This is a genomic window from Coleofasciculus sp. H7-1 (assembly GCF_057473865.1).
The window spans coordinates 80259-102719 of record NZ_JBYCCT010000042.1 but is presented as its reverse complement, the minus strand read 5'-3'; the positions used below and the strand labels follow the sequence as shown (position 1 = coordinate 102719).

The following is a 22461-nucleotide window of genomic DNA, read 5'->3' as shown; positions in this document are numbered from 1 at the left end:
GATCTTAAGCTAATTCATCCGGATTAACACCCATTGCCCTCAATCGTTCTGCCAAGCGTTCAGCGCGTTCTTCTGCAAGCTGTGCTATCTCAGTACCGTCTAGCAGCAAGTTTCCCTGAGCATCCCACCAGCGCAACCAGGGAAATTCCATATTTGTATATCGACCTTGCCAAATTCCCAACTCTACTCCTAAAGGCTCAATGGGATAGTGTCCGCGCTCGTTAGGCTGCATCATCTGATAGCGCCCGTTAATTAATTGGTACACTTCCACTCGTGCCAGATTTACTTCATAGATGCCATAGAAGGGAACTCGAATCGCCTGCTCGTAAACCCAAAACTTGCCAGTTATCGGGGTTCTGTCTCGTTCTTGGGAACCATCGCCTGAGACAAACTCCAGCGCCATCAGCGGCGCAACGTATTCTTGCCACAAGACATAAGAACGTCGGTATTGACCGTTCAAAGTCGGCGGGACATTCGGCACATAAAACCAGTCTGGTGCTTCTGCTCCTCTTTCAGGCGGTTCTGTTATCCGCCAATAGATACCGCTATCTCGACCGATGCAATATTGCCCATCGGGATGAATTTGCTGCAAAACTGGTTCTATACAGTGGGTCAGCAGATCGCCTTGGGGCGGTTCTTGAAAGTTTTTCACAAATGTGCCATCCGACTCTGGTAATTGGGTATGGTCGGGAAGGGTGAAACCAATGGGAAATGGTGTTTCTGTTGATGTCATAGGAACTTGCTAATATACCGACCGATCGCGGTTTTTTATCTCACGTTAACTCATCGGGATTAACGCCCATTGCTCTTAACCTTTCTGCTAAGCGTTCAGCGCGATCGCGTTGCTGTTCTATCTGAGATTGAGCCTGCTGATTGCGTTCCCATCCAGTTAACAATAGGTTCCCCTGAGCATCCCACCAGCGCAACCAGGGAACTTCTGTATTTTGGTATCGACCCTGCCAAATTCCTAACTCAACTCCCATCGGCGGAATAAGGTAGCGTCCTCGCTCATTAGCTGGCATTCTTACATAGCGTCCCGCTATCAACTGATAGACTTCTAGTAACGCTGGTCTAGGAGAAGAATCAACAAGCACTCCAGCATCAAAGATGCCATAAAAGGGAACGCGAATTGCCTGCTCATAAACCCAAAACTTGCCACTCATGGGGGTTTGGTCTCGTTCTTCGCTGCCATCTCCAGAGACAAATTCTAGTACAATCAGCGGTGCTATGAGTTCTTGCCAAATTACATAAGAACGTCGGTATTGACCATTTAAAGTCGGCGGGACATTCGGCACATAAAACCAGTCGGGAGCTTTGCATCCGTTTAGCGGCGGGTCAGTTATCCGCCAATAGATACCGCTATCTTGACCGATGCAGTATTGCCCATCGGGATGTATTTGTTGTAAGAGTGGCTGTATAGAGTCGGTGAGCAAAATGCTTTGCGGATGTTCTTGAAAGTTTTGCACGATGCTGCCATCCGACTCTGGTAATTGGGTATGGTCGGGAAGGGTGAAACCAATGGGAAATGGTGTTTCTGTTGAGGTCATAGGAACTTGCTAATATAAATGAATCTTGATTAATTATTCTTGTAGTAACAAATCTACGGCTACTAATCCTTTTTGAATTGCCAAGATGGCGGCTTGAGTGCGATCGCGTACCTCCAACTTTTGTAAAATAGCGTGGACGTGAACCCGAACTGTACCCAAGGCGATATTTAGAAGTTCGGCAATTTCCTGATTTGTCTTCCCGGCGGCAATTAATGCTAAAATCTCCAATTCCCGACTGGTAAGCGGAGTTGCTAAAGGTTCAGCGGTTTTAGATGCAAGTGCTGAGTGTGGATTTTCTGTAAATGCAGCGCGAATTTCTGCTGTCCCCGTTTGATCCCACCATGAGGCACCGGCTGCAACTGAACGTAGTGCTAAAATTAATAGTTCAGCTTCGATTCCTTTGAGACAATAGCCATGAGCGCCAGCAGCAATTAACCGCTCAATTAAAGGCTTTTGGGAATGAGAAGTTAAAACCAAAATCGGCATTTTGGGATGACGCTGTTTAATTTGGCGACACGCTTCAACGCCTCCCAAACCAGGCAATCCCACATCCAACAACACTACATCTGGTAAATAGCAATTCGTCAGTTCCACAGCGGTTTCGCCATCAACCGCTTCTCCAACGACTTCTAACCCTTCCTGTTGCAACCGCATCCGCAGTCCCAGGCGAAACAGTTCATCATCTTCCACTAATAAAATCCGCAACGAAGGTTTCATCTTTAAGGTCTTAAAAGTTAAGTTGCAATCATAAAAATTTTTAATGATTAATTTTTAATTCCCACCGGGTAGTCGAAAGCCAAACATTGCCCCGCGTGGTTTCTGGTTTTCTCCCCAAATTGTACCGCCGTGCGCTTCAATAATCTGACGAGTCAGATATAAACCCAGTCCAGATCCTGTAGCAACGCGATCGCTATGTCCTTGATAAAATCGCTCAAATAGGTAGGGTAACTCTTCTTCTGTGATGCCCTGCCCATTATCGAGAATTTTCACAATTTGATAATCAGCATGGTACTCCAGTATGACTTCTACCTTACCGCCACGCGGGGAATGATTAATGCCATTAGTGAGTAAATTTATAAAGACTCGCTGTAATTGCAAGGCATCTCCATTCACCCACAAAAAGCGGCGAAAATCGGTTGAACCATGACTGAGAGTAATGTACACCCGACGCGAAGAAGCTAAATCTGTCAATGTAGCGATCGCTTCAGTAGCCAAGGTAACTAAATTCACGGGCGAAAGCACCAGTTTTAGCCCTTTGGTATCGTTACGATATACATCCAGCAGCGTCTCCACCAGATGTAATGTCGAAGTGTGAGAACGAACCATCATCGCCAAAACTTTTTGTTGCTGAGACGTACAAGCACCGAAGTGCCCTAATTGGAAAGATTTAATCGTTGCAATCGCGCCTAATAAAGGAGTTTTGAGATCGTGTGTCAAAGTGGAGGCAAAATCTTCACGAAGACTTGCCAGTTGTGTTTGCGATCGCAATTGGGCTTGTTGTCTCTGCATCGCCTCTTCATAACGCTGGTTGCGACGCAGCAACCAGCAAGTCACCGCCAACGCTATCACTGCAATCAATCGGTTTGCCACCGTTGACGGTTGGATCGGTTCAATAGTGGGAGAAAACAAATTTAAGATAGTTAGACTAGCAGCAGAAAGCGTGAGTTTAAGCGTTGCGTGGCGACTCAAGCGCGAATTCGTCAGTAAAATTGGTCCGATATAGAGGTAGCCAAATACATAGGATGGAGGTGTGGAAAACTCCAGCATAATCAAGACAGCAAATGCCCCTGCAATTAGCCAACCCATATTCGAGTGCTGATTTTTTATCACAAGATTTGCTTTGATAGCCACCAAGGTGCGTAACCTCCTCATCAGATTTAGTTTTAACTGATGAACGGCACCACATGACCTATACTATATCCTCAGTTTAGCGACAAACCTGAATCTATACTTGCAGATATAGAAGATGTATTAATACATATATATCTAGGTTATATATGTAATCTAATTGTGGTATTTGTCGCTTACGTATTAGGATGCTAATCAGACAAGTTAAAGATTTATTTGTCTAATTTATCTGCAAGTAAATTGTACTTAGATTAAATTAGGTTTAATTTATGTGGCAAGGCTTCTTTCAAATTGTCATAACCTTATCTATTCTGGTAGTAACAAGTAAGGTTTTGGGCGACTACATAGCTCGTGTATTTAAAGGAGAAAAAACCTTTTTTGACCCGGTAATGATACCGATAGAAAAAGCTATCTACGCACTAGGGGGCGTGCGAAACCAAGACAATCAGACGGGTTGGCAGTATGTCCGTGCCGTGCTTTATACCAACTTGGTCATGGGTATATTAGTTTATCTAATTCTCATACTACAGCAATTCCTGCCCCTAAATCCTACCGGATTAAGTGCCCCCAGTTGGGATTTAGCACTGCACACAACAATCTCATTTTTGACCAACACAAACCAGCAGCATTATTCTGGCGAAACCACCTTCAGTTATGCCAGTCAGATGTTAGCGCTGGGTTATCTAATGTTTACCTCAGCCGCGACAGGATTAGCAGTGGGAATTGCCTTTATTCGCGGCTTAACTGGCAGATCGCTAGGTAACTTTTACGTTGATTTAATCCAATCCATTACGCGGATATTGCTGCCTCTGTCCATCTTAGGAGCGCTATTGTTAATAATTCTGGGCGTTCCGGAAACCTTAGCTAGACCGCAGGTAGCTACCACCTTAGAAAATGGAATACAAATCATTGCCCGTGGCCCTGTAGCCCACTTTGAAAGTATCAAACAGCTAGGAGAAAATGGCGGTGGATTTTTTGCCATCAACTCCGCCCATCCATTTGAAAATCCCAATGGCTTCTCCAATCTGCTAGAAACAATTGCGATGGTTTGCATTCCGGCGTCGCTGATTATAACCTACGGCATCTTTGCCAATAACAAAAAGCAGGGATGGCTGCTATTTTGGATGGTATTTATTATTTATGCTGTCTTGATTAGTATTACTGCCATTGCCGAATATCAAGGAAATCCTCTAGTTAATAATCTCCTGGGAGGACAGCAACCTATTCCCAACTTAGAAGGCAAAGAAGTTAGATTTGGTTGGGCACAGACAGCACTTTGGGCAATTACGACAACAGGAACTATGTGCGGTGCTGTCAACGGGATGCACGATTCTCTAATGCCTCCGGGAGGCTTTTCCACCCTGTTTAATATGTTCCTTCAGATTGTCTGGGGTGGTCAGGGGACTGGAACAGCTTACTTGTTCATCTACCTAATTTTGACAGTATTTCTGACAGGCTTGATGGTGGGAAGAACCCCAGAATTTTTGGGGCGAAAAGTTGAGAAAAAAGAAATCGTTCTTGCCAGCGTCGTGCTACTCATCCACCCGATAGCAGTATTGATTCCCTCAGCCATTACTCTCGCTTTTCCCAACACCCTGGCTGGAATCAGTAACCCCGGCTTTCACGGCATCTCCCAAGTCGTCTACGAGTACACCTCAGCCTCCGCCAACAACGGATCTGGCTTTGAAGGATTGGGCGACGCTACCCTGTGGTGGAACTTGAGTACGTGTTTCAGCCTCTTACTCGGTCGCTACATCCCGATTATCGCCCTGCTGCTGTTAGCCGACAGCATGGCTCACAAACAACCAGTACCCGAAACTAGCGGCACCCTCCGCACCGATACACTTCTATTTACCGCCGTCACAGCGGGAATTATCTTGATTTTAGGCGCACTAACCTTCTTCCCAGTTTTAGCACTTGGTCCTATAGCCGAAGCTTTCCAAATTGCTAAAGGAGGGTAATTTTTAACGCTCTCGGTACGCAAAGTTATAACAACCTTTGTTCAAATTTTGAACCTTGTTTGGGTTTAAACTTTAAGGAATCTTGAAATATGACTTCTAACAATATTTCTTCTCCCCAGCAGCCAAGAGGGGCACGTTCTTCGCGCAAACATACCCCCAAGGTAAATACTAAAGGGCTTTATCAGCGAGCTTTCCGGGATGCTTTTGTCAAGCTCAACCCACGAATCATGCTGAAAAATCCAGTTATGTTTCTAGTGTGGGTTGGCACCATCATCACTGCACTGGTAACAATTGACCCAAATTTGTTTGGCACAGTACCGGGCGAAAACCAGCGGCTATTTAATGGTCTAATTACCGTAATTTTGCTATTTACCCTGCTATTTGCCAATTTTGCGGAAGCGGTGGCAGAAGGACGCGGTAAGGCACAAGCCGACTCGATGCGGGCAACCAAATCGGACACAACTGCTCGGAAATTATTGCCCGATGGCTCAATTGAGGAGGTATCTTCAACTAATTTAAGGCAAGGCGATCGCATTAAAGTTATTGCTGGTGATATCATCCCCGCCGACGGGGAAGTGATTGCTGGTGTCGCCTCCGTCGATGAATCGGCAATTACTGGGGAATCTGCGCCAGTGTTGAAAGAACCAGGCTCAGATATTGCGAGTTCTGTTACAGGCGGCACGAAGATTATCTCCGATGAACTAACTCTGCGAGTAACATCCGACCCAGGTAAGGGGTTTTTAGACCGGATGATTGCTCTGGTGGAAGGCGCAGAACGTAGCAAAACACCCAACGAAATCGCCTTGACGGTATTGCTGGCAGTTCTGACTCAGGTGTTTCTGATTGTCGTAGCAACGCTGCCATCATACGGCAACTACGTAAATAACCCGGTGGGCGTAGCCACGCTGATTGCTCTGTTAGTGGCGTTGATTCCAACCACGATTGGCGGCTTGCTGAGTGCGATTGGGATTGCCGGGATGGACAGAGTCGCCCAGTTTAACGTGGTAGCGACATCTGGACGAGCCGTAGAAGCGTGTGGCGATGTCAATACCCTGATTTTGGACAAAACGGGCACGATTACCCTAGGAAACCGTTTAGCCGAGGAATTTATCCCAGTTAACGGTCATTCGATGGATGATATTGCTAAAGTTGCTCTGGCTGCCAGCGTATTTGATGAGACGCCAGAAGGCAAGTCAATTGTCAGGCTAGCAGAGAAGTTAGGGTCAACAGTGGATTTTGACCGCAATGCAGCTGAGGCAATCGAATTTTCTGCCAAAACGCGCATGAGCGGTACGGATTTGCCCGATGGTGGTGAAGTCCGTAAGGGTGCGGTAGATGCGATCAAGGGATTTGTGCGTTCGCGAAGCGGGGCGGATGCTCTCTCCCGTGATGGTAATCTGGCACCAGACCTCAATGCAGCCTACGAAAAAGTTTCCCGATTCGGTGGCACACCTCTAGCAGTTTGTCAAGGTAGCGACATCTACGGCATCATTTACCTGAAAGATATCATCAAACCAGGTATACGCGATCGCTTTGACCAACTGCGGCGGATGGGCATTCGCACCGTTATGTTAACTGGCGACAACCGAATCACCGCTTCCGTTATCGCCCAAGAAGCCGGAGTCGATGACTTCATCGCCGAAGCTACGCCAGAGGACAAAATCGCCGTCATTCAGCGCGAACAAGCAGCTGGTAAATTGGTTGCCATGACTGGCGATGGCACCAACGACGCCCCAGCCTTGGCTCAGGCTAATGTGGGTGTAGCAATGAACTCTGGCACTCAGGCGGCGAAAGAAGCTGCGAATATGGTGGATTTGGATTCTGACCCCACCAAGTTAATCGACTTAGTGACAATCGGCAAACAACTGTTAATTACTCGCGGGGCGCTGACCACTTTTTCACTTGCTAATGATATTGCCAAATACTTCGCTATTATCCCCGCAATATTTGCTTCATCTGGAATTAACAGTCTCAATGTTATGGGATTAGCTAGTGCCAAATCGGCGGTTTTATCAGCTCTGGTTTACAACGCTTTGATTATTCCCGCTTTGATTCCTTTGGCGCTGACTGGAGTCAAATTCAGACCGCTCACGGCTAATCAATTGCTGCAACGAAATATCCTAATTTATGGCTTGGGTGGAGTGATTGCGCCGTTTATTGCAATTAAAGTAATTGATGTTTTGATTGCTGCTGTGGGTTTGGCTTAAAAACGAACCGCTCCAGGACACAAAAAGAAGGAGTGAACGCGGAGATTTATGAACAGATTTAATTTGAGTGAGATATTTTCGGGGGAAATGGCACAGAGTATTGATTTGTTGAAAGCTCAATGGCGCAAGCAACCTTTGCTGCGGCAACTATTTATTTTGTTGTGCTTGAATCTGCTAATAACGCCAGCTGTGCAAGCCGCAACCGGAGGAACTCTTTCTTCAGGACAAACTTTCTGGTTGATGGCGCTCGGTCTGGTAACTATAACCTTGTCGATTTACCTATTTGTGGTTATTTTCCAACCGGAACGCTTCTAAAAAATAATTTTGAGGTTTGAATTTTGAATTTTTAATAAAACTCAAACCTCTGCAAGCAAGGGCGGGGTTTTCCCGCTCCTACAAAACTCCCATTTTTTAGGTCTTTTATGCGAGAAACCATTAAAGCAATTCGAGTCACTTTAGTTCTCTGGCTTTTAACAGCAATAATTTATCCCTTGTTCACGATAATAGTTGGGCAAGTTTTGTTTTCCTATCAGGCAAATGGTAGCATCATCGAAAATCAAGGACGAGTCTATGGCTCTGCCTTAATTGGTCAACCCTTCTCTTCTCCTGAATATTTCACAAGTCGTCCCAGCACGACGAACTACAGTAGCTTTACAACCGCAGAACGCGATCCAAAGAATATAGGTCAAATCACTGGTGTATCTGGTGCTAGCAACCTTGCTCCTAGCAATCCAGATTTACTCAAGCGGGTAGAAGCAACAACCCAACAATTGAAAGCGTCTGGTATCCAGCCCACAGCCGATTTAGTTTACACGTCTGGCTCTAGCTTAGATCCACATATCAGCGTAGAAACTGCCTATAACCAAGCCGCAAGGGTGGCGGCGGCTCGCTCTTTATCAGCAGATCGAGTTCAAGCATTGATTCCCAAATACACTGATGGTAGATTTTTGGGGATTTTCGGCGAACCTGGGGTGAATGTCCTCAAGTTGAATTTGGCACTGGATAATTTACCATCTGCCAGTAATTCATAGTTCATAGTTCATAGTGAAAGGCAATGAACAATTAACAATCAGCAATGAGCAATGAATAATTAACATTCAACAATTATGATTCCTAAAAGTGAGTTTTCAGGAACGCTGAATTCTAACATTCGTCCCGCCAGACGAGGCAAGCACAAAATATACATTGGTATGGCTCCCGGTGTCGGTAAAACTTACCGGATGCTGGAAGAAGCCCACCAACTTAAACAGGAAGGGATTGATGTTGTCATCGGGGTTCTGGAAACCCACGGGCGCAAGGAGACAGCCCAAAAAGCTAAGGGGCTAGAGATAATACCCCGCAAAACAATTATTAGAGGCGGGATGACTCTGACGGAAATGGATACAGATGCCATTTTGGAGCGTCAACCGCAGTTGGCGTTAGTAGATGAACTGGCGCATACAAATGTCCCCGGTTCTCTACGGGAAAAGCGCTACCAGGATGTTGAGGTGATTCTGGATGCAGGAATTGATGTCAATTCTACGGTGAATATCCAGCATCTGGAAAGTCTCAACGATCTGGTGGCGCGAATTACTGGCGTTGTGGTGCGAGAACGCATTCCCGATCGGTTGTTGGATGAAGCAACGCAAGTGGTGGTGATTGACGTTACGCCGGAAACTTTGGAAGACAGGTTGGTGGAGGGGAAAATCTACGCGCCGGATAAGATAGATCGGGCGCTGCAAAATTTCTTTCAAAGGCGTCATTTAGTAGCGTTGCGAGAGTTGGCGCTGCGGAAAGTGGCGGATAACGTTGAAGAGGATGCGATTACTTCTACACCCAGTGATGGATTTTGCTCAGTTCACGAACGGGTGCTGGTGTGTATTTCGACTTATCCGAATTCGGTGCAATTATTGCGACGCGGGGCGAGAATTACTGATTATATGAGGGGTCGCCTGTATGCGGTGTTTGTGTCCCATCCGGAACGCTTTTTGACGAAGGAAGAAAGTTTATATATTGAAACTTGCGAGAAGCTGACTTGGGAATTTGGCGGGGAATTTTTAAGAGTAACTAATCTTGACGTACCGCAAGCGATCGCTTCTGTCGCTCAAGAGTATCGCATTACTCAAGTGGTGCTTGGGCATTCTCAAAAATCTCGTTGGGAGTTATTCTGGAAGGGGTCTTTTGTCCAGCAGTTGATGCGCTATCTCAAAAATATCGATTTGCACATCATTGCATCTGAACAAACCTCATCTAAACAATGAATACAACTGATTAATTTTTAATTACTAAAATGATGCGTGTAATTGGTTTAATTAGCGGCACGTCGGTAGATGGCATTGACGCCGCTTTAGTAGAGATTACTGGTAAAGACTTGGATATAAAAGTGACTCTGCTAGCAGGAGCCACCTATCCTTATCCAGATGCGCTCTCAAAGCAAATTCTAGAGGTCTGTGGCGGGGCATCTTTGTCAATGGCTGAATTTGCCCAATTAGATGATGCGATCGCTTCCGCCTTCGCTCAAGCCGCCCAAAACATTCAAAACGGCAACCCCCCAGCCGAGTTAATTGGCTCTCACGGACAGACAGTTTTTCATCGCCCGCCCAAAGAGCAGGGGAAAGGGGGAGAAGAGGAGAATTCTATGCTTCATCCTTCACTCAGTCCTCAGTCCTCCGCCCTCAGCACTCCTTTAGGTTACAGCCTGCAATTAGGTCGGGGTGCCTTAATTGCCCACCTGACGGGCATTCCCACGGTGAGTAATTTCCGGGCGGCGGATATTGCTGCCGGTGGACAGGGTGCCCCGATGGTTTCAGGGATAGATGCCTATTTATTGAGCCAGCCTGACAAGAACCGATGTGTTCAAAATATTGGCGGTATTGGTAATGTCACTTACCTACCAGCGCGTCGCGGCAGCTGGCTAGAAGATATCCGAGGCTGGGACACCGGGCCGGGAAATGCGCTTCTAGACCTGGCGGTGCAGTATTTAACGAATGGAGCCAAAAGCTACGATCAAGATGGAGCATGGGCCGCAGCAGGCACAATCTGCACCAATTTAGTAGAGCGATGGCTCCAGCAGGACTACTTCCAGCAGCAACCGCCCAAATCAACGGGTCGAGAGCTATTTAGCTACACCTATCTCCAGCAGTGTATTGCAGATGCCTCTGCTTATGAGCTGAGTAGCGCTGACCTGCTGGCGACGCTGACTGAACTTACTGCTGCGTCAATTGTTCATAGCTACCGCACTTTCCTGCCACAGATGCCTGAGGAGGTGTTATTGTGTGGCGGTGGCAGCCGCAATCTCTACTTAAAGCAGCGGCTACAAGCGACTTTGGAACCCGTGCCGGTGTTGACGACGGATGAAGCGGGTGTGAATGCTGATTTCAAAGAAGCGATCGCTTTCGCTGTTTTGGCATATTGGCGACAGCTAGGCATTCCTGGCAATCTTCCCCAAGTTACCGGCGCAACTTCCGCCGTACTACTTGGAGAAGTTCATCTTCCTACAAAGCTCAAAACCATTTCCTGAGCGCGTTTTCAGCCAATTCTTCATACTAATTTTAGAAATGAAATGGCTAGAATGGCGTGAACGGTTTTGAAAAATGGCTGCTATGACAACCTTTCCGCCTCAAGAAAGCACAGCTCACGATCAGCGTCGGTGTTATTGCCTGAATCCTAATTGTAAGCAGCCAGAAAATCCTGGAAATGCCTCTATCTGCGAAAGTTGCGGATCTCAGTTACTGCTACGCGATCGCTATCGTGCGATTAAACCGATTGGTCAAGGGGGTATGGGGAGAACTTTTCTGGCGGTGGATAAGTCCCAGCCATCGGAACCGCGCTGTGCGATCAAACAGTTTTTTCTCCAACAACAAGGAACTAACAATCGCCAAAAAGCAGCAGAGTTATTCCGTCAAGAAGCAACTCGCTTAGAGGTAGTTGGCAAACATCATCAAATTCCCGAACTGCTGGCATCTTTTGAGCAAGACGATCATCAGTATCTGGTGCAACAGTTTATCGATGGAGAAAACTTAGCTCAAGAATTAGCACAAAAAGGACCATTTAAAGAAGTAGAAATTCGGCAACTCCTGCAAAGTTTGCTGCCAGTGTTGCAATTTGTCCACAGTCAGCAGATGATTCACCGGGATATTAAACCCGAAAACATCATTCGCAACCGTCGAGATGGCAACCTCGTGTTAGTCGATTTTGGCGCAGCAAAGTATGCGACTGAGACGATGTTAGGCAGAACTGGAACGGTTATTGGTTCTGCGGCGTATACGGCTCCCGAACAAGCAAAAGGTAAGGCAGTTTTTGCGAGCGATTTGTATAGTTTGGGTGTTACTTGTATCCATTTGCTAACCCAAATTCCTCCTTTCGATCTGAGCGATACGAGTGAAGATACCTGGGTTTGGCGGCATTTCTTGAAGACGCCAGTGAGTAATCAGTTAGGTAGCATTCTCGACAAAATGTTGCAAACGGGTACGAAGCGGCGCTATCAATCAGCAGATGAAGTGTTGCAAGATTTGAATGCGCGATCGCTCCCAATTACTAAACGTAATTCTAAGAAAAAATGGCTGATAGCCGGTGCCTTCCTGTTGTTTGGATTGGTGGGAGTGCGGTACTTAGTATCTCCTGTGGCGGAGATGGTAACTCAGCAAATTGAGAAGCAAGCGTCTCTGACGGAAGGCAGCTTATTCGCTATCATAGACGGACAGCAGCAAGTGTTTCCGTTGAAACATACGGAAGTAGTGGCGAAAGTAACAGGAAATGTGTCGCGGGTGGAGGTAACGCAGACCTTTGAAAATCCCTTTAATAATCCCTTAGAAGCTGTCTATAAGTTTCCACTTCCCGATGAAGCGGCAGTGGATGACATGGAAATAAAAGTAGGCGATCGCATTATCCGAGGCGTCATCAAAAAGCGCGAAGAAGCGAAGAAAATTTACGAACAAGCTAAACAAGAAGGCAAAACTGCTGCATTATTAGACCAAGAACGAGACAATATTTTTACTCAGTCCTTGGCTAACATCAAACCAGGCGAAAAAATCGATGTGACAATTCGCTACAGTGAAAGCCTGAAGTTTGAAAAAGGTAACTATGAATTTGTCTTCCCAATGGTGGTAGGACAGCGATACATTTCAGGAACTTCAACGAATAATCAAGGCAATACAAACTCAGTTACCGACGCTTCGCAGATAAATCCGCCGACTTTACCAGATGGAACTCGTTCGGGACAAAATATTGGCGTAACGGTGGAAATTGAAGCGGGGGTGCCAGTGAAAGAAGTGCGATCGCCTTCTCATCAAATCCGCACCACTCAAGATGGTCGCATTATGCGGGTTGAATTGAGCAAGGAGAACGCAATTCCTAATAAAGACCTGATTCTGCGTTATCAGGTATCAAGTGCCCAAACCGAGTCCACAGTCTTATCTGAGGCGGATGAACGCGGCGGTCACTTTGCCGCCTATTTAATTCCAGCAGTGGAGTATCAAAGTAATGAGATTGTACCCAAAGATGTGGTATTTCTCATGGATACTTCTGGATCTCAAAGTGGCCCGCCAATCGAGCAATCGAAGGAACTGATGCGCCGGTTTATCAATGGACTCAATCCCGGCGATACCTTTAATGTTATTGACTTTTCCGATAGCACAACGCAGCTATCTTCCACACCTTTAGCGAATACGCCGCAAAACCGTGAGAAAGCCCTAAATTATATCAATCGCCTAGATGCTAACGGTGGCACCGAGTTACTCAATGGAATTCAAACAGTCTTGAATTTCCCCGCCTCACCAGCAGGACGCCTGCGGAGTATTGTCTTGATTACTGACGGTTTGATCGGTAACGACCAGCAAGCGATCGCAGAAATTAAAAAGCGGCTGAAGCCTGGAAATCGGCTTTATAGCTTCGGTGTTGGTCCTTCAGTGAACCGCTTCTTGATCGATCGTCTGGCAGAGGAAGGACGGGGTACTTCTGAAGTTGTTCCCCCTAATGAACCCGCTCAAAAAGTCGTCGAAAAATTCTCCCAACAAATCAACAATCCCGTACTAACAAATATCGAAGTTGACTGGGAAGGGACTGGAAAAGCACCAGAAATCTATCCGCTAAAGGCACCAGATTTGTTTGCCAATCAGCCATTAGTATTGTTTGGACGCAAAGGCGATCGCGCCAAGGGAACTTTGCGAATTACTGGGATCGTCGCGGGTGGCAAACGCTATGAGAAGAAGTTAGCGATTGAATTTGACGGCGGTGGCAATAGCGCGATCGCTCAACTTTGGGGACGCGCCCGGATTAAAGATTTGATGAATCAAATGTATGGCGGCGAAAATCCAACTGCTGTCAAAGCCGTTACAGATACCGCGCTAGCTTATCGGTTGTTGTCGCAATACACTTCCTTTGTCGCTGTCACTGAAGAAGTGCGAGTCGATCCCAAGAAAACTCAGCAGGTACAAGTGCCGGTAGAAACCCCAGAGGGTATGGACGCCGAACCAACTTCTAGTCAAAACGGTAACGTGCCCCCACTCAGCCAAGCACCGCCCCCTAGCAAAGCGCTAGTAGCTAGCAAACCACTAACCGTCAGCAAAGTGCCGCCATCCCAGTCAGCACCCTCAGCAGCCAACAGCGTGCCGCTATCTAGTCCAGCACAGCCATCCAGCCAATCGTCAGCTCCCGATCCAGTGCCCGAACCCAGCCAAATCTTAGGCAACATCTTGGCTATTCTCTTGCTGGGGATGTACTTTGCCTGGAAGCGGTTGAAGGGTTTAAAAAGCACTCCGCCTCGCAACTAATTCCATTTCAAGATACTGCTGTTACATTTCTCGCCCCCCAATTCATCACGGAGTTGGGGAATTTCTTATTTTATAATCGGCAAAAGATATGGGCAATTAAAATGATACGGAACTTTTATTCTTGCTGTCTATTTTTAGCATTTAAAATTGATATACTAACTCAAACAAAATACATTTAAAAATAATTGTAGGTTGGGTTGAGCGCCTAAGCGAAACCCAACCCATGCGAAAATATCGTTGGGTTTCGTTACCTCAACCCAACCTACTAGCGCATCCAGCCTAAAATACTGGGTTGAGAAAATTCGCTAAATCAAAATCTAACTCAAACAAAATACATTTAAAAATAATTGTAGGTTGGGTTTCGCTTAGGCGCTCAACCCAACCTATGCGAAAATATCGTTGGGTTTCGTTACCTCAACCCAACCTACAAGGGTTTTTATTTTTAGAGAGAATTGAATAGAATCGGTGTTAGAGGGATTGATTATCTTGCAATCAGCCAAAAACAGGTGCAATTAAAATTCTATGTACTCCCATTTTCACCGATATTTTTTATTAGCCAAAATCGACAGATTAATCCAAAAATTAATACAGAAGTTAGAGAAAATATCAGCGAACCATCCCCTAAATGCCAATATTCAAAAGCTTCTTTGTTAGACAACCCTGCCAAAACAGTCATCAAAGCCACCCGCATCCCATTTAGCGTAAATGCTACGATGACGGCGACTAATGGCAATAAAATCTTTTCCTTCAATTTAGTAGGAAAAATTAGTAAAAAAACTAAAGTTAATCCCAATAGCTGAAGAATTGTACCTACACCAGAACAAGCTCCTCCAATTTGTACAGAACCCGTTGGCAAACTTAAAATCTCCCCTTGCTGCACAACTGGGAAGCCTAAAAACCAAAGAAGAACAGATGTGAATTTAGCGGTTAATAAAGATACATTTAAAAATTTCAATATTAATTGTTGATTTAAGACGAAAAAAGCCAGAAGCAGCAATTCCCGCCAATATTGCTTTAATCCTTTAACACCAGAGGCAATTAAACCCAAGCCCAGCATTGAAATCAAAGGTGTAACGTGAAGGGTAAAACCATAGGCTGGGTAAAGACTTTTAAAAAGTACCAAACTAATCAGTGCTAACCCAACAATGCTAGAAAAATTGTCGCTTTTCAGCTCTAATGCGTCCCGTTTCTTGCAAAGCAGGGACACAACAGCAACCCAAAATAAGAAACTTGTACTCAGCAGTTCAGTATTACCACTCCTCCAAGTCAAAGTAAGATGAATCGTAATTAAGCCTGCCGCGATCGCTAACAACCAGAATTTCAAGTCTTTAACAAGTTTTAGCCTGCTCATGATTCGATAAAAGTTTTGCTCGGTAGGACTCACCCGCTAACTGCGGCTATACTAAAGAACACCGACGCTGCAACGCTTTCCGTAACAAGACTTGATATTGTGGATCGTTAACGATGTAGGCACCAAAGCGTTCTAAATGGGGATTCATCATTTGGGCGTCAAAGAAAACAAAATTGCGATCGCGCAATCTTTCCACCAACTTCACCATCGCCACCTTTGACCCCTCTGGAATCCGGTAGAACATCGATTCCCCAATAAACGCGCCCCCGATGACAATTCCTAAAATTCCCCCAGCTAGTTCCTCTCCCTGCCAAGTCTCGAAGCTATAAGCCCAGCCCTCTTCGTAGAGTGCCCCATAAATCTCTTGTAGTTCTGGGGAGATCCACGTTGTTTCTCGATCCGCACACCCAGCCACCACACCCTGGAAATCCCGATTGACGGCAACGGTAAAGCGTTCTTGGTTGAGAACACGCCGCAGTGACTTCGGGTAGCGAAACTGCTCATCTAGGGGAACGAGTGTCCTCTGACGACTGGAATACCACCCCAAGCCATTGTCGTCATCCGCCATCAAGAAGTAGCCTTGGGCATACCCCTGAATAATGGTGGGAATATCAAACTCCATGCACTCAGCCCAAGCGGGTTAATGACGTATTATCCGTGTGTATATCTCTAAACAGCCACAAATGGCTGGGTAGATGTCCTGATGAGATAGAGCCATCTTAATATCTAAAATACTGCCCCAACTTTTAGAATCATTGAGTCGGCAGCTGAAATTTAAAAGCTGATAAGCGAAAAGCTGATACGTGAAAATGTCTCAACCCATCCCACCGATCGCCTTACCACCAGCCGAAAATCCTCAGCAGGAGGGCAAATGGCTGCAAAGTGCATTGCACAAGTGGCTTGATGAAGAGTTTATTCCGGAGGCTGTCAATCAGGAGATTGCCCAAAGAGCTTCCCAGATTTATGTCCGCCAGCGGATGGAAGGTGAAAACGACCTGGGTTCTCTGGTGATTGCCATTCTGACAGAGATGCAGGCGTTTGACTTTTCCAAAAGTTTTTATAGCGAGTTTGCGATCGCGAATGCGGTCAGTGAATTGCTCTTAGACAGTCTTGGCATCGACCGCTGTTGCGGTCAATAGTCAATAGTCAATAGTCATTGGTCAAACGTAATCAACTAAAGACTAAAGACTAAAGACTAAGGACTACCAGCTAGACTTGACCACTCCCGGCAACAGACCTTGGTGTGCCCATTCCCGCATAACGTTGCGAGACAGACCAAAATCCCGGTACACGCCTCTAGGACGCCCAGTCACCCAGCAGCGATTCCGCAGGCGCGTGGGCGCACTGTTGCGCGGCAGTTGCTGTATCTGCCGATGAATCGTCAGCTTCTGTTGTTGGGTCGTTGCATTATGAAATTCTTCCTGCAACGTTTCACGCTTAGCGGCATACTTATCTACCAGCTTCTGGCGTTTTTTCTCCCGCTCAATCATGCTCTTTTTAGCCATGAATTATCCTACTTCTTCCCAGCAATAAAGACACCATTCTCCATTCTAGCGGATGGCATCAATTAGAAGCTTCCACAATTTGAGGGGATATGGCGAGGCTAAGATTTACAGAATCCGACGCAGACAAATTGGCAGCAGGACACAAATCCGCGAGGACACAAGCGTGGCACGCCGGATTCCTGGCTGTACAAATTGCCCGACCGTGATAGACCAACCGAATTGACCAATTTTCCCAATCCTCTAAGGGCAATAGTCTCATTAAATCTCGCTCTATCCGCACTGGGTCTGTATGTTCTGTCAAACCCAATCGATAGCTAAGGCGCTTCACATGGGTATCCACCGTCACGCCTTGATTGATGCCGTAAGCATGAGCGAGAACTACATTTGCCGTCTTTCGCGCTACTCCTGGTAATTCCAGCAACAATTCCATTCGTTTTGGCACCTGTCCTTTAAATTTCTCCACAATGAGACGGCAGGCACCTTGAATATTTTTAGCCTTGTTGCGATAAAAGCCGGTTGAACGAATCAGGGTTTCCAACTCAGCAATATCAGCGGTTGCCAAAGCTGGGGCGTCGGGAAACCGAGCAAATAACGCGGGTGTTACTTGATTCACCCGCTCATCGGTACATTGAGCTGAGAGAATGGTTGCGACCAATAACTGTACCGGCGTCTCGTAGTTCAGCGTACAGGGTGCGTCTCGATACAATCGCTTCAAGCGAATCAGAATCTCCAAAGTCCGTTGCTGCTTAGCTGACCATGTACGGGTAATGCTCATAAATTGTCAATTATCGAATTGGTAAGGGCGCACGGTCGTGCGCCCTTACTGGTCAGTTATCCCTTGTTAAGGACGACAGACAACTGCGTTCATTGCAAGAGTTTTTGAACCCACTCCAGGTTAGCAGTGTCTCGAACAATCAAGAAAATTCCCAAACCCAGCAGCAACATCAAACCAGTTTGCATAATCCCATCTTGGATTTGAGTCGGCAAAGGTTTACCCCGCAAACCTTCAATCAATAAGAAAGCCAGCTGACCGCCATCTAGAGCCGGTAGGGGCAAAATGTTGATAATTGCCAGGTTAATGCTGATCAAGGCAGCAAACTGAAACAGATTCGCCGCGTCTGATTTGGCAATACTGGCACCAAGTTCCACAATTTTAACCGGCCCAGCAACCTGATCGGCTGTTTCGCCAAAGTTACTGATCAGTTGTACAAAGCCCTGAGCCGTTAAAACTACGAATTCTTGGTACTTTGTAGCCGCAGCGGTCAAAACTTCCACAGGATTCTTGAGGTGCCGACGGACTACTTTGCCGCTAGGAGCTAGCTGGACACCGATGCGACCTTTCCCGTCGCTTCCGGGTTGCGGTGTCACGGTCAGGGAAATGATTTGACCTTGACGTTTAACGCTCAGCGGGATTGGCTGGTTGGGATTGTTTTGAATGACCTCCATAAGCTTGGGGATGGCTTCCTTGGAGGCTTTCAGTGGTTGACCGTCTGCCAAGAGAATAATGTCTCCTGCTTTGATGCCAGCCTTGAGTGCAGCAGAACTTACCTCTGAGGCGACTTGGGGAACCAGGACACCAGGCTGATAATTAAATTCCTGAACGCCCACTAAACCCAGTTGAGTCGCTAGCAGTAAGTAAGCAAATAGCAAGTTGGCGATGACACCAGCGCTGATGACAATGGCTCTGTCGAGGATGGGTCGGTTGCGTAGTAGATTGGGGTCTTCTGGGGGGATATCACTGTCGGGGTCATCATCGGGGAAACCGACAAATCCGCCTAGGGGAAAAGCTCGGATGGCATATTCGGTTTCCGGTCCCTGGTACTTCCAGAGAATCGGGCCAAAACCGAGGGAGAAGCGGTTGACGTGAATTCCTTGAAGACGAGCTGCCATGAAATGACCCAGCTCATGTACCACAATCAAAAGTGCCAAGACTGCGATCGCCGCAAAAACAGGCATATTAATAATTAATTCAACTAACTACATACTTCTTCATTCTACGGTGTTGCGTCCGGAAGCTGGGTGAGTTGAGAGAAGAGGAGCCGGGAAGTGTCACAAGAGAGGGTGGAAATTCCTTCCTCGCCTCCCCACAGAAATCGCTTCACCAAGCTGTCACACTCTAGCCAACTTCCAACCCCATCGCGTGGGTGATGAAATGATTAAAGATAGTTGACAGATGCTGAGAATTTTGAGAATCTAGATATAGATAAAGTTTTGCGGGTATAGCTCAGTGGTAGAGCGTCACCTTGCCAAGGTGAATGTCGCGCGTTCGAATCGCGTTACCCGCTCTTCTAGTTAAAATCATATAAAAAGTAGCCATTTCTCCAGGCGTAGGTCTCCAGAGGTAGAGAGGCAACATCTGATTATCTATAAGTCGGAGCATTTCTAGGCAAAGGTTTACAGTGTTAAAATTCGCCTAGATGGTCTGTGGCTTCAAGGGCATTCAGTCGTACCCAGTCCCAAGAAAGGCGGTTGCTAGGTGCAAACTAAAAAAGTCTAAGAGACGAACCCGGTTCCGAAAATCCTTAAGTTAACACTTTCATATCTTTGTTTAATTAGCGCTTGTGCCATCTCAGAAAGATCAGAAGATTGACTTAAATAACGATTACCCGTGCCCATGCCGACGTAGAGGGCGTTTAATCCCGATTACGCTGACAGAAGCGTTAGGCTGCGATCGCTGCCAGCAAATCTTTGTGGTAGAAGAGAGTGGGTATGCGATCGAACAACTTTCTACAAGCTATCCCTACAAGCGATCGTGGCGGTGGACGGGTCATCGCTGGAGTACCGCTCATCCAGGTCTTGGGGACAGCTACCTACCCGTGTCCTTAGGAATTATTGCGGTGGTACTGATCGCAGGGCTTTGCTTAGCTCAGATTTCACCTCCAGCCCCTCCTGGTATCATTATTGTGCTGTGTGCGATGGTGAGCGTGCTGGCGCTACTGGTGCCAGCGCTCTTCATCTGGCTGACTCACCGACGTTAGCCCAATGGCAATCAACGCTTTTACTCCCACCCCCGACCCAATGACCGCCGTTCATCGCGCTTATGAAGCTTCCCTGGAATTGGCAACCACCAAGGGAGTAGAGCGTAGCCGTGCTGTTGCAGCGATGGCGCAGGCACTTCAGAGATCCTTAGACGATATTTTGGAAGCAAACACCCTGGATCTGGAAGCTAGTCGGGAAATGGCAGCGCATGAGCTGATTTTAGATTGGTTGAAGCTGACACCGGAGCGGCTGCAAACCACTATCCACATTTTGCAACGGTTAGCTGAGTTATCCGATCCGATCCGGCGGGTGATGAACGCGACTTATCAGCTAGAACACTCGCAAACCTACTCTCAGCTAATGCCGCTGGGGGTAATTGCCTTGATTTACGAAGCCTTTCCGGAGTTAGGAGCGATCGCTGCTGGGATGTGTCTGAAAACTGGCAACAGCCTGATTCTCCGAGGTGGAAGCGAAGCCAGCCACTCTAATACAGTCATTGCCCAAGTTTTACAATCAGCCTTAGAACAGGCGGGTATGCCACCCGGTTGTCTGGAGCTACTACCATCAGATCAAGGCGCTTCCATCCGGGATTTAGTCATCCAAGACCGATACATCAATTTGGTGATTCCCTACGGTCGCCCCAGTTTAGTCCAAAAAGTGATCCAGCTCTCAACTGCACCCGTCTTGAAGTCGGCGATGGGAAACTGCTACCTCTATTGGTCGCCTACGGGTAGCTTAGATATGGCTCGGAACGCAATTTTAGACAGTCATCAGAGCGATCCTGACCCCGTTAATGCGATTGAAAAGGTTTTGATTCATCCAGCTGGCAAACCTTCATCTCTGACGATGCTTTGGAACAGCCTCAAGGAAAAAGGGTTTCAACTCAGAGGAGATAAGGATCTGGTGACACAATTTCCAGATTTGAAACTGACTGAGGAATTGGAGTGGAGTCAAGCCTATCTTGACAAGATTGTGGCTTTCAAAGTGGTAGAGAGTATCGAGGAAGCGATCGCCTGGATTAATCAATACAGCAGCGGTCACGCCGACTGTCTAGTTTCTGAATCCTATCAAGAAAGCCGCCAATTTGCTCTCGGCGTTAATAGTGCCTCCGTCTATCTCAATTCCTCTCCCCGATTTTCGCGTAACCCGAAGGGAGGAGATTCGCTATTTCTGGGAATGTCTAACCAAAAAGGACATCGCCGAGGACCAATTGGCTTGGAATCTTTTACCACCGTGAAGCACGTCGTGCAGGGACACAACTAAAAAGGCAAAAGAGAGAAGGATGGAGGAGAAAACTGTTTCATCCTTCATCCTTTGTTTCCGCTTTCTTTTGCTTTTTTACTATTTATTGTTTACTTTCTTCGGCCAGTTTTACCTTCGAGGCTAAACCGAGCGCCTGAAGGAATTGAATAGTCATCCACGTCAGGTCAATTTCCCACCATTTTAGGCCATGTCGAGCGGAATATTGAAAAGCGTGGTGGTTGTTGTGCCAACCTTCGCCATAGGTGAGTAAAGCCACCCACCAACAATTGGTTGAGCGATCCTCAGATTCGTAAGTGCGATAGCCAAATTTATGCGTTGCACTGTTGACAAACCAAGTGCAGTGAAACACTGCTACGACTCGAACAAAAATTCCCCAAACCACAAAAGGCCAACCGCCCAAGAAGTAAAGAATTAGACCTAAGACAACCTGAATGGGAATGAAATAGTTTTGGAAAAACTGATAAACTGGGTCGCCAGAAATATCTTTAGTAACGCGAGGGATGTCCGTATCCGCAGGGTTTTTATAAAGCATCCAGCCCATGTGACTCCACCAAAAGCCTTTATTGGAATCATGGGGATCTAAGTTTTGATCCGAGTGCAAATGATGGAGGCGGTGTATGCCTATCCAGTTAATCGGGCCTCCTTGGCAGGAAAGGGTGCCGCAGAGAACAAAAAAGTATTCTAACCACTTAGGCGTTTGGAAACTACGATGCGTTACCAGACGATGAAATCCCAGCGTAATTCCCAAGCCACCCGTCACCCAGTGGAAAAAGACAGCGACACCAACTGCAGCCCAGCTGAAGTTACTGGGAAACAAGGCGAAAAGCGCTGCGATGTGTAACGCAGCCATGTAGATAATAATGACCCAATCAGGACGGAGAGGCGAGTCTTGTCTCACCTGTTCTTGAGCTTTAGTTGTGGTCGCAACAGTCATGCAGTAACCTTGATAAGAATTGTGCAGCCCAATCTGCTAAGTGGATTTGGGATTTTGGTCTCGGTCTGTAAGGGCGGCTTGTTTGCCCCGCCTTGACTGGAAATGCAAATTTTTACA

20 protein-coding genes and 1 tRNA gene are annotated in these 22461 nt (G+C 46.7%); 11 read left to right on the top strand and 10 right to left on the bottom strand.

Annotated elements, in window-relative coordinates; translation table 11 throughout:
* Positions 1-4: 4 nt before the first annotated feature.
* From AC2VDX_RS11595 to AC2VDX_RS11580, 4 genes are read right to left on the bottom strand one after another with little or no spacing between them, the layout of a single operon-like run.
* Positions 5-733 carry a Uma2 family endonuclease gene (locus tag AC2VDX_RS11595; RefSeq protein WP_378180273.1) on the bottom strand — a complete coding sequence of 243 codons (729 nt, stop codon included), beginning with the start codon at positions 731-733 and terminating at the stop codon, positions 5-7.
* Positions 734-773: 40 nt separating this feature from the next.
* Positions 774-1547, bottom strand: coding sequence for a Uma2 family endonuclease (locus AC2VDX_RS11590; RefSeq protein WP_378180271.1), 774 nt, complete (start codon positions 1545-1547; stop codon positions 774-776).
* Between the two features lie 33 nt (positions 1548-1580).
* On the bottom strand, positions 1581-2264 hold the full coding sequence (locus tag AC2VDX_RS11585) for a response regulator transcription factor (protein WP_378180269.1): 684 nt from the start codon (positions 2262-2264) through the stop codon (positions 1581-1583).
* Between the two features lie 54 nt (positions 2265-2318).
* Positions 2319-3419 (bottom strand): sensor histidine kinase, encoded by a 1101-nt coding sequence (locus AC2VDX_RS11580; RefSeq protein WP_378180267.1) that lies wholly within the window; start codon positions 3417-3419, stop codon positions 2319-2321.
* Positions 3420-3664: 245 nt separating this feature from the next.
* On the opposite strand from AC2VDX_RS11580, the gene kdpA reads away from it, so the two are divergent.
* The 7 genes from kdpA to AC2VDX_RS11545 all read left to right on the top strand — a co-directional run bounded on the left by kdpA (position 3665) and on the right by AC2VDX_RS11545 (position 14312).
* Positions 3665-5356, top strand: coding sequence for a potassium-transporting ATPase subunit KdpA (gene kdpA / locus AC2VDX_RS11575; protein ID WP_378180265.1), 1692 nt, complete (start codon positions 3665-3667; stop codon positions 5354-5356).
* 89 nt (positions 5357-5445) lie between these two features.
* A complete protein-coding gene (kdpB, locus tag AC2VDX_RS11570; RefSeq protein WP_378180263.1) occupies positions 5446-7563 on the top strand; it encodes a potassium-transporting ATPase subunit KdpB in 2118 nt (705 codons plus the stop codon).
* 48 nt (positions 7564-7611) lie between these two features.
* Positions 7612-7878, top strand: coding sequence for a potassium-transporting ATPase subunit F (locus AC2VDX_RS11565; protein WP_378180261.1), 267 nt, complete (start codon positions 7612-7614; stop codon positions 7876-7878).
* A gap of 107 nt (positions 7879-7985) precedes the next feature.
* A complete protein-coding gene (gene kdpC / locus AC2VDX_RS11560) occupies positions 7986-8594 on the top strand; it encodes a K(+)-transporting ATPase subunit C (protein ID WP_378180259.1) in 609 nt (202 codons plus the stop codon).
* Positions 8595-8669: 75 nt separating this feature from the next.
* Entirely contained in the window at positions 8670-9803 is a 1134-nt protein-coding gene (locus tag AC2VDX_RS11555) for a sensor histidine kinase KdpD (protein WP_378180257.1), read from the top strand.
* 29 nt (positions 9804-9832) lie between these two features.
* Complete coding sequence (locus tag AC2VDX_RS11550; protein WP_378180255.1) at positions 9833-11062, top strand: anhydro-N-acetylmuramic acid kinase; 1230 nt, start codon at positions 9833-9835, stop codon at positions 11060-11062.
* Between the two features lie 82 nt (positions 11063-11144).
* Positions 11145-14312, top strand: coding sequence for a VIT domain-containing protein (locus AC2VDX_RS11545; RefSeq protein ID WP_378180367.1), 3168 nt, complete (start codon positions 11145-11147; stop codon positions 14310-14312).
* A 520-nt stretch (positions 14313-14832) separates the two neighbouring features.
* On the opposite strand, the gene crtA is transcribed toward AC2VDX_RS11545, so the two are convergent.
* Both crtA and aat read right to left on the bottom strand, forming a co-directional pair.
* Positions 14833-15663: a cyanoexosortase A gene (gene crtA / locus AC2VDX_RS11540; RefSeq protein WP_378180254.1), complete on the bottom strand. Its 831-nt coding sequence runs from the start codon at positions 15661-15663 to the stop codon at positions 14833-14835.
* A gap of 46 nt (positions 15664-15709) precedes the next feature.
* Entirely contained in the window at positions 15710-16285 is a 576-nt protein-coding gene (gene aat / locus AC2VDX_RS11535) for a leucyl/phenylalanyl-tRNA--protein transferase (protein ID WP_378180252.1), read from the bottom strand.
* 187 nt (positions 16286-16472) lie between these two features.
* Here aat and AC2VDX_RS11530 point away from each other — a divergent pair, with 187 nt between their 5' ends.
* Positions 16473-16802: a hypothetical protein gene (locus AC2VDX_RS11530; RefSeq protein ID WP_378180250.1), complete on the top strand. Its 330-nt coding sequence runs from the start codon at positions 16473-16475 to the stop codon at positions 16800-16802.
* Positions 16803-16865: 63 nt separating this feature from the next.
* On the opposite strand, the gene rpsN is transcribed toward AC2VDX_RS11530, so the two are convergent.
* The 3 genes from rpsN to rseP all read right to left on the bottom strand — a co-directional run bounded on the left by rpsN (position 16866) and on the right by rseP (position 19124).
* Positions 16866-17168: a 30S ribosomal protein S14 gene (gene rpsN / locus AC2VDX_RS11525; protein ID WP_378180248.1), complete on the bottom strand. Its 303-nt coding sequence runs from the start codon at positions 17166-17168 to the stop codon at positions 16866-16868.
* Between the two features lie 58 nt (positions 17169-17226).
* Positions 17227-17943 (bottom strand): endonuclease III, encoded by a 717-nt coding sequence (gene nth / locus AC2VDX_RS11520; protein WP_378180246.1) that lies wholly within the window; start codon positions 17941-17943, stop codon positions 17227-17229.
* 89 nt (positions 17944-18032) lie between these two features.
* The gene (gene rseP, locus AC2VDX_RS11515; RefSeq protein ID WP_378180244.1) at positions 18033-19124 is read right to left on the bottom strand and encodes an RIP metalloprotease RseP; all 1092 of its coding nucleotides are present in this window, start codon (positions 19122-19124) and stop codon (positions 18033-18035) included.
* Positions 19125-19381: 257 nt separating this feature from the next.
* Here rseP and AC2VDX_RS11510 point away from each other — a divergent pair.
* The 3 genes from AC2VDX_RS11510 (at position 19382) to AC2VDX_RS11500 (ending at position 21410) form a co-directional block, all read left to right on the top strand.
* A tRNA-Gly gene (locus AC2VDX_RS11510) sits at positions 19382-19453 on the top strand.
* Between the two features lie 276 nt (positions 19454-19729).
* A complete protein-coding gene (locus tag AC2VDX_RS11505; protein ID WP_378180241.1) occupies positions 19730-20146 on the top strand; it encodes a hypothetical protein in 417 nt (138 codons plus the stop codon).
* 4 nt (positions 20147-20150) lie between these two features.
* Positions 20151-21410, top strand: coding sequence for a glutamate-5-semialdehyde dehydrogenase (locus AC2VDX_RS11500; protein WP_378180239.1), 1260 nt, complete (start codon positions 20151-20153; stop codon positions 21408-21410).
* 82 nt (positions 21411-21492) lie between these two features.
* Here AC2VDX_RS11500 and AC2VDX_RS11495 read toward each other — a convergent pair whose 3' ends face one another.
* Entirely contained in the window at positions 21493-22344 is an 852-nt protein-coding gene (locus AC2VDX_RS11495) for an acyl-CoA desaturase (protein ID WP_378180237.1), read from the bottom strand.
* Positions 22345-22461: the final 117 nt, after the last annotated feature.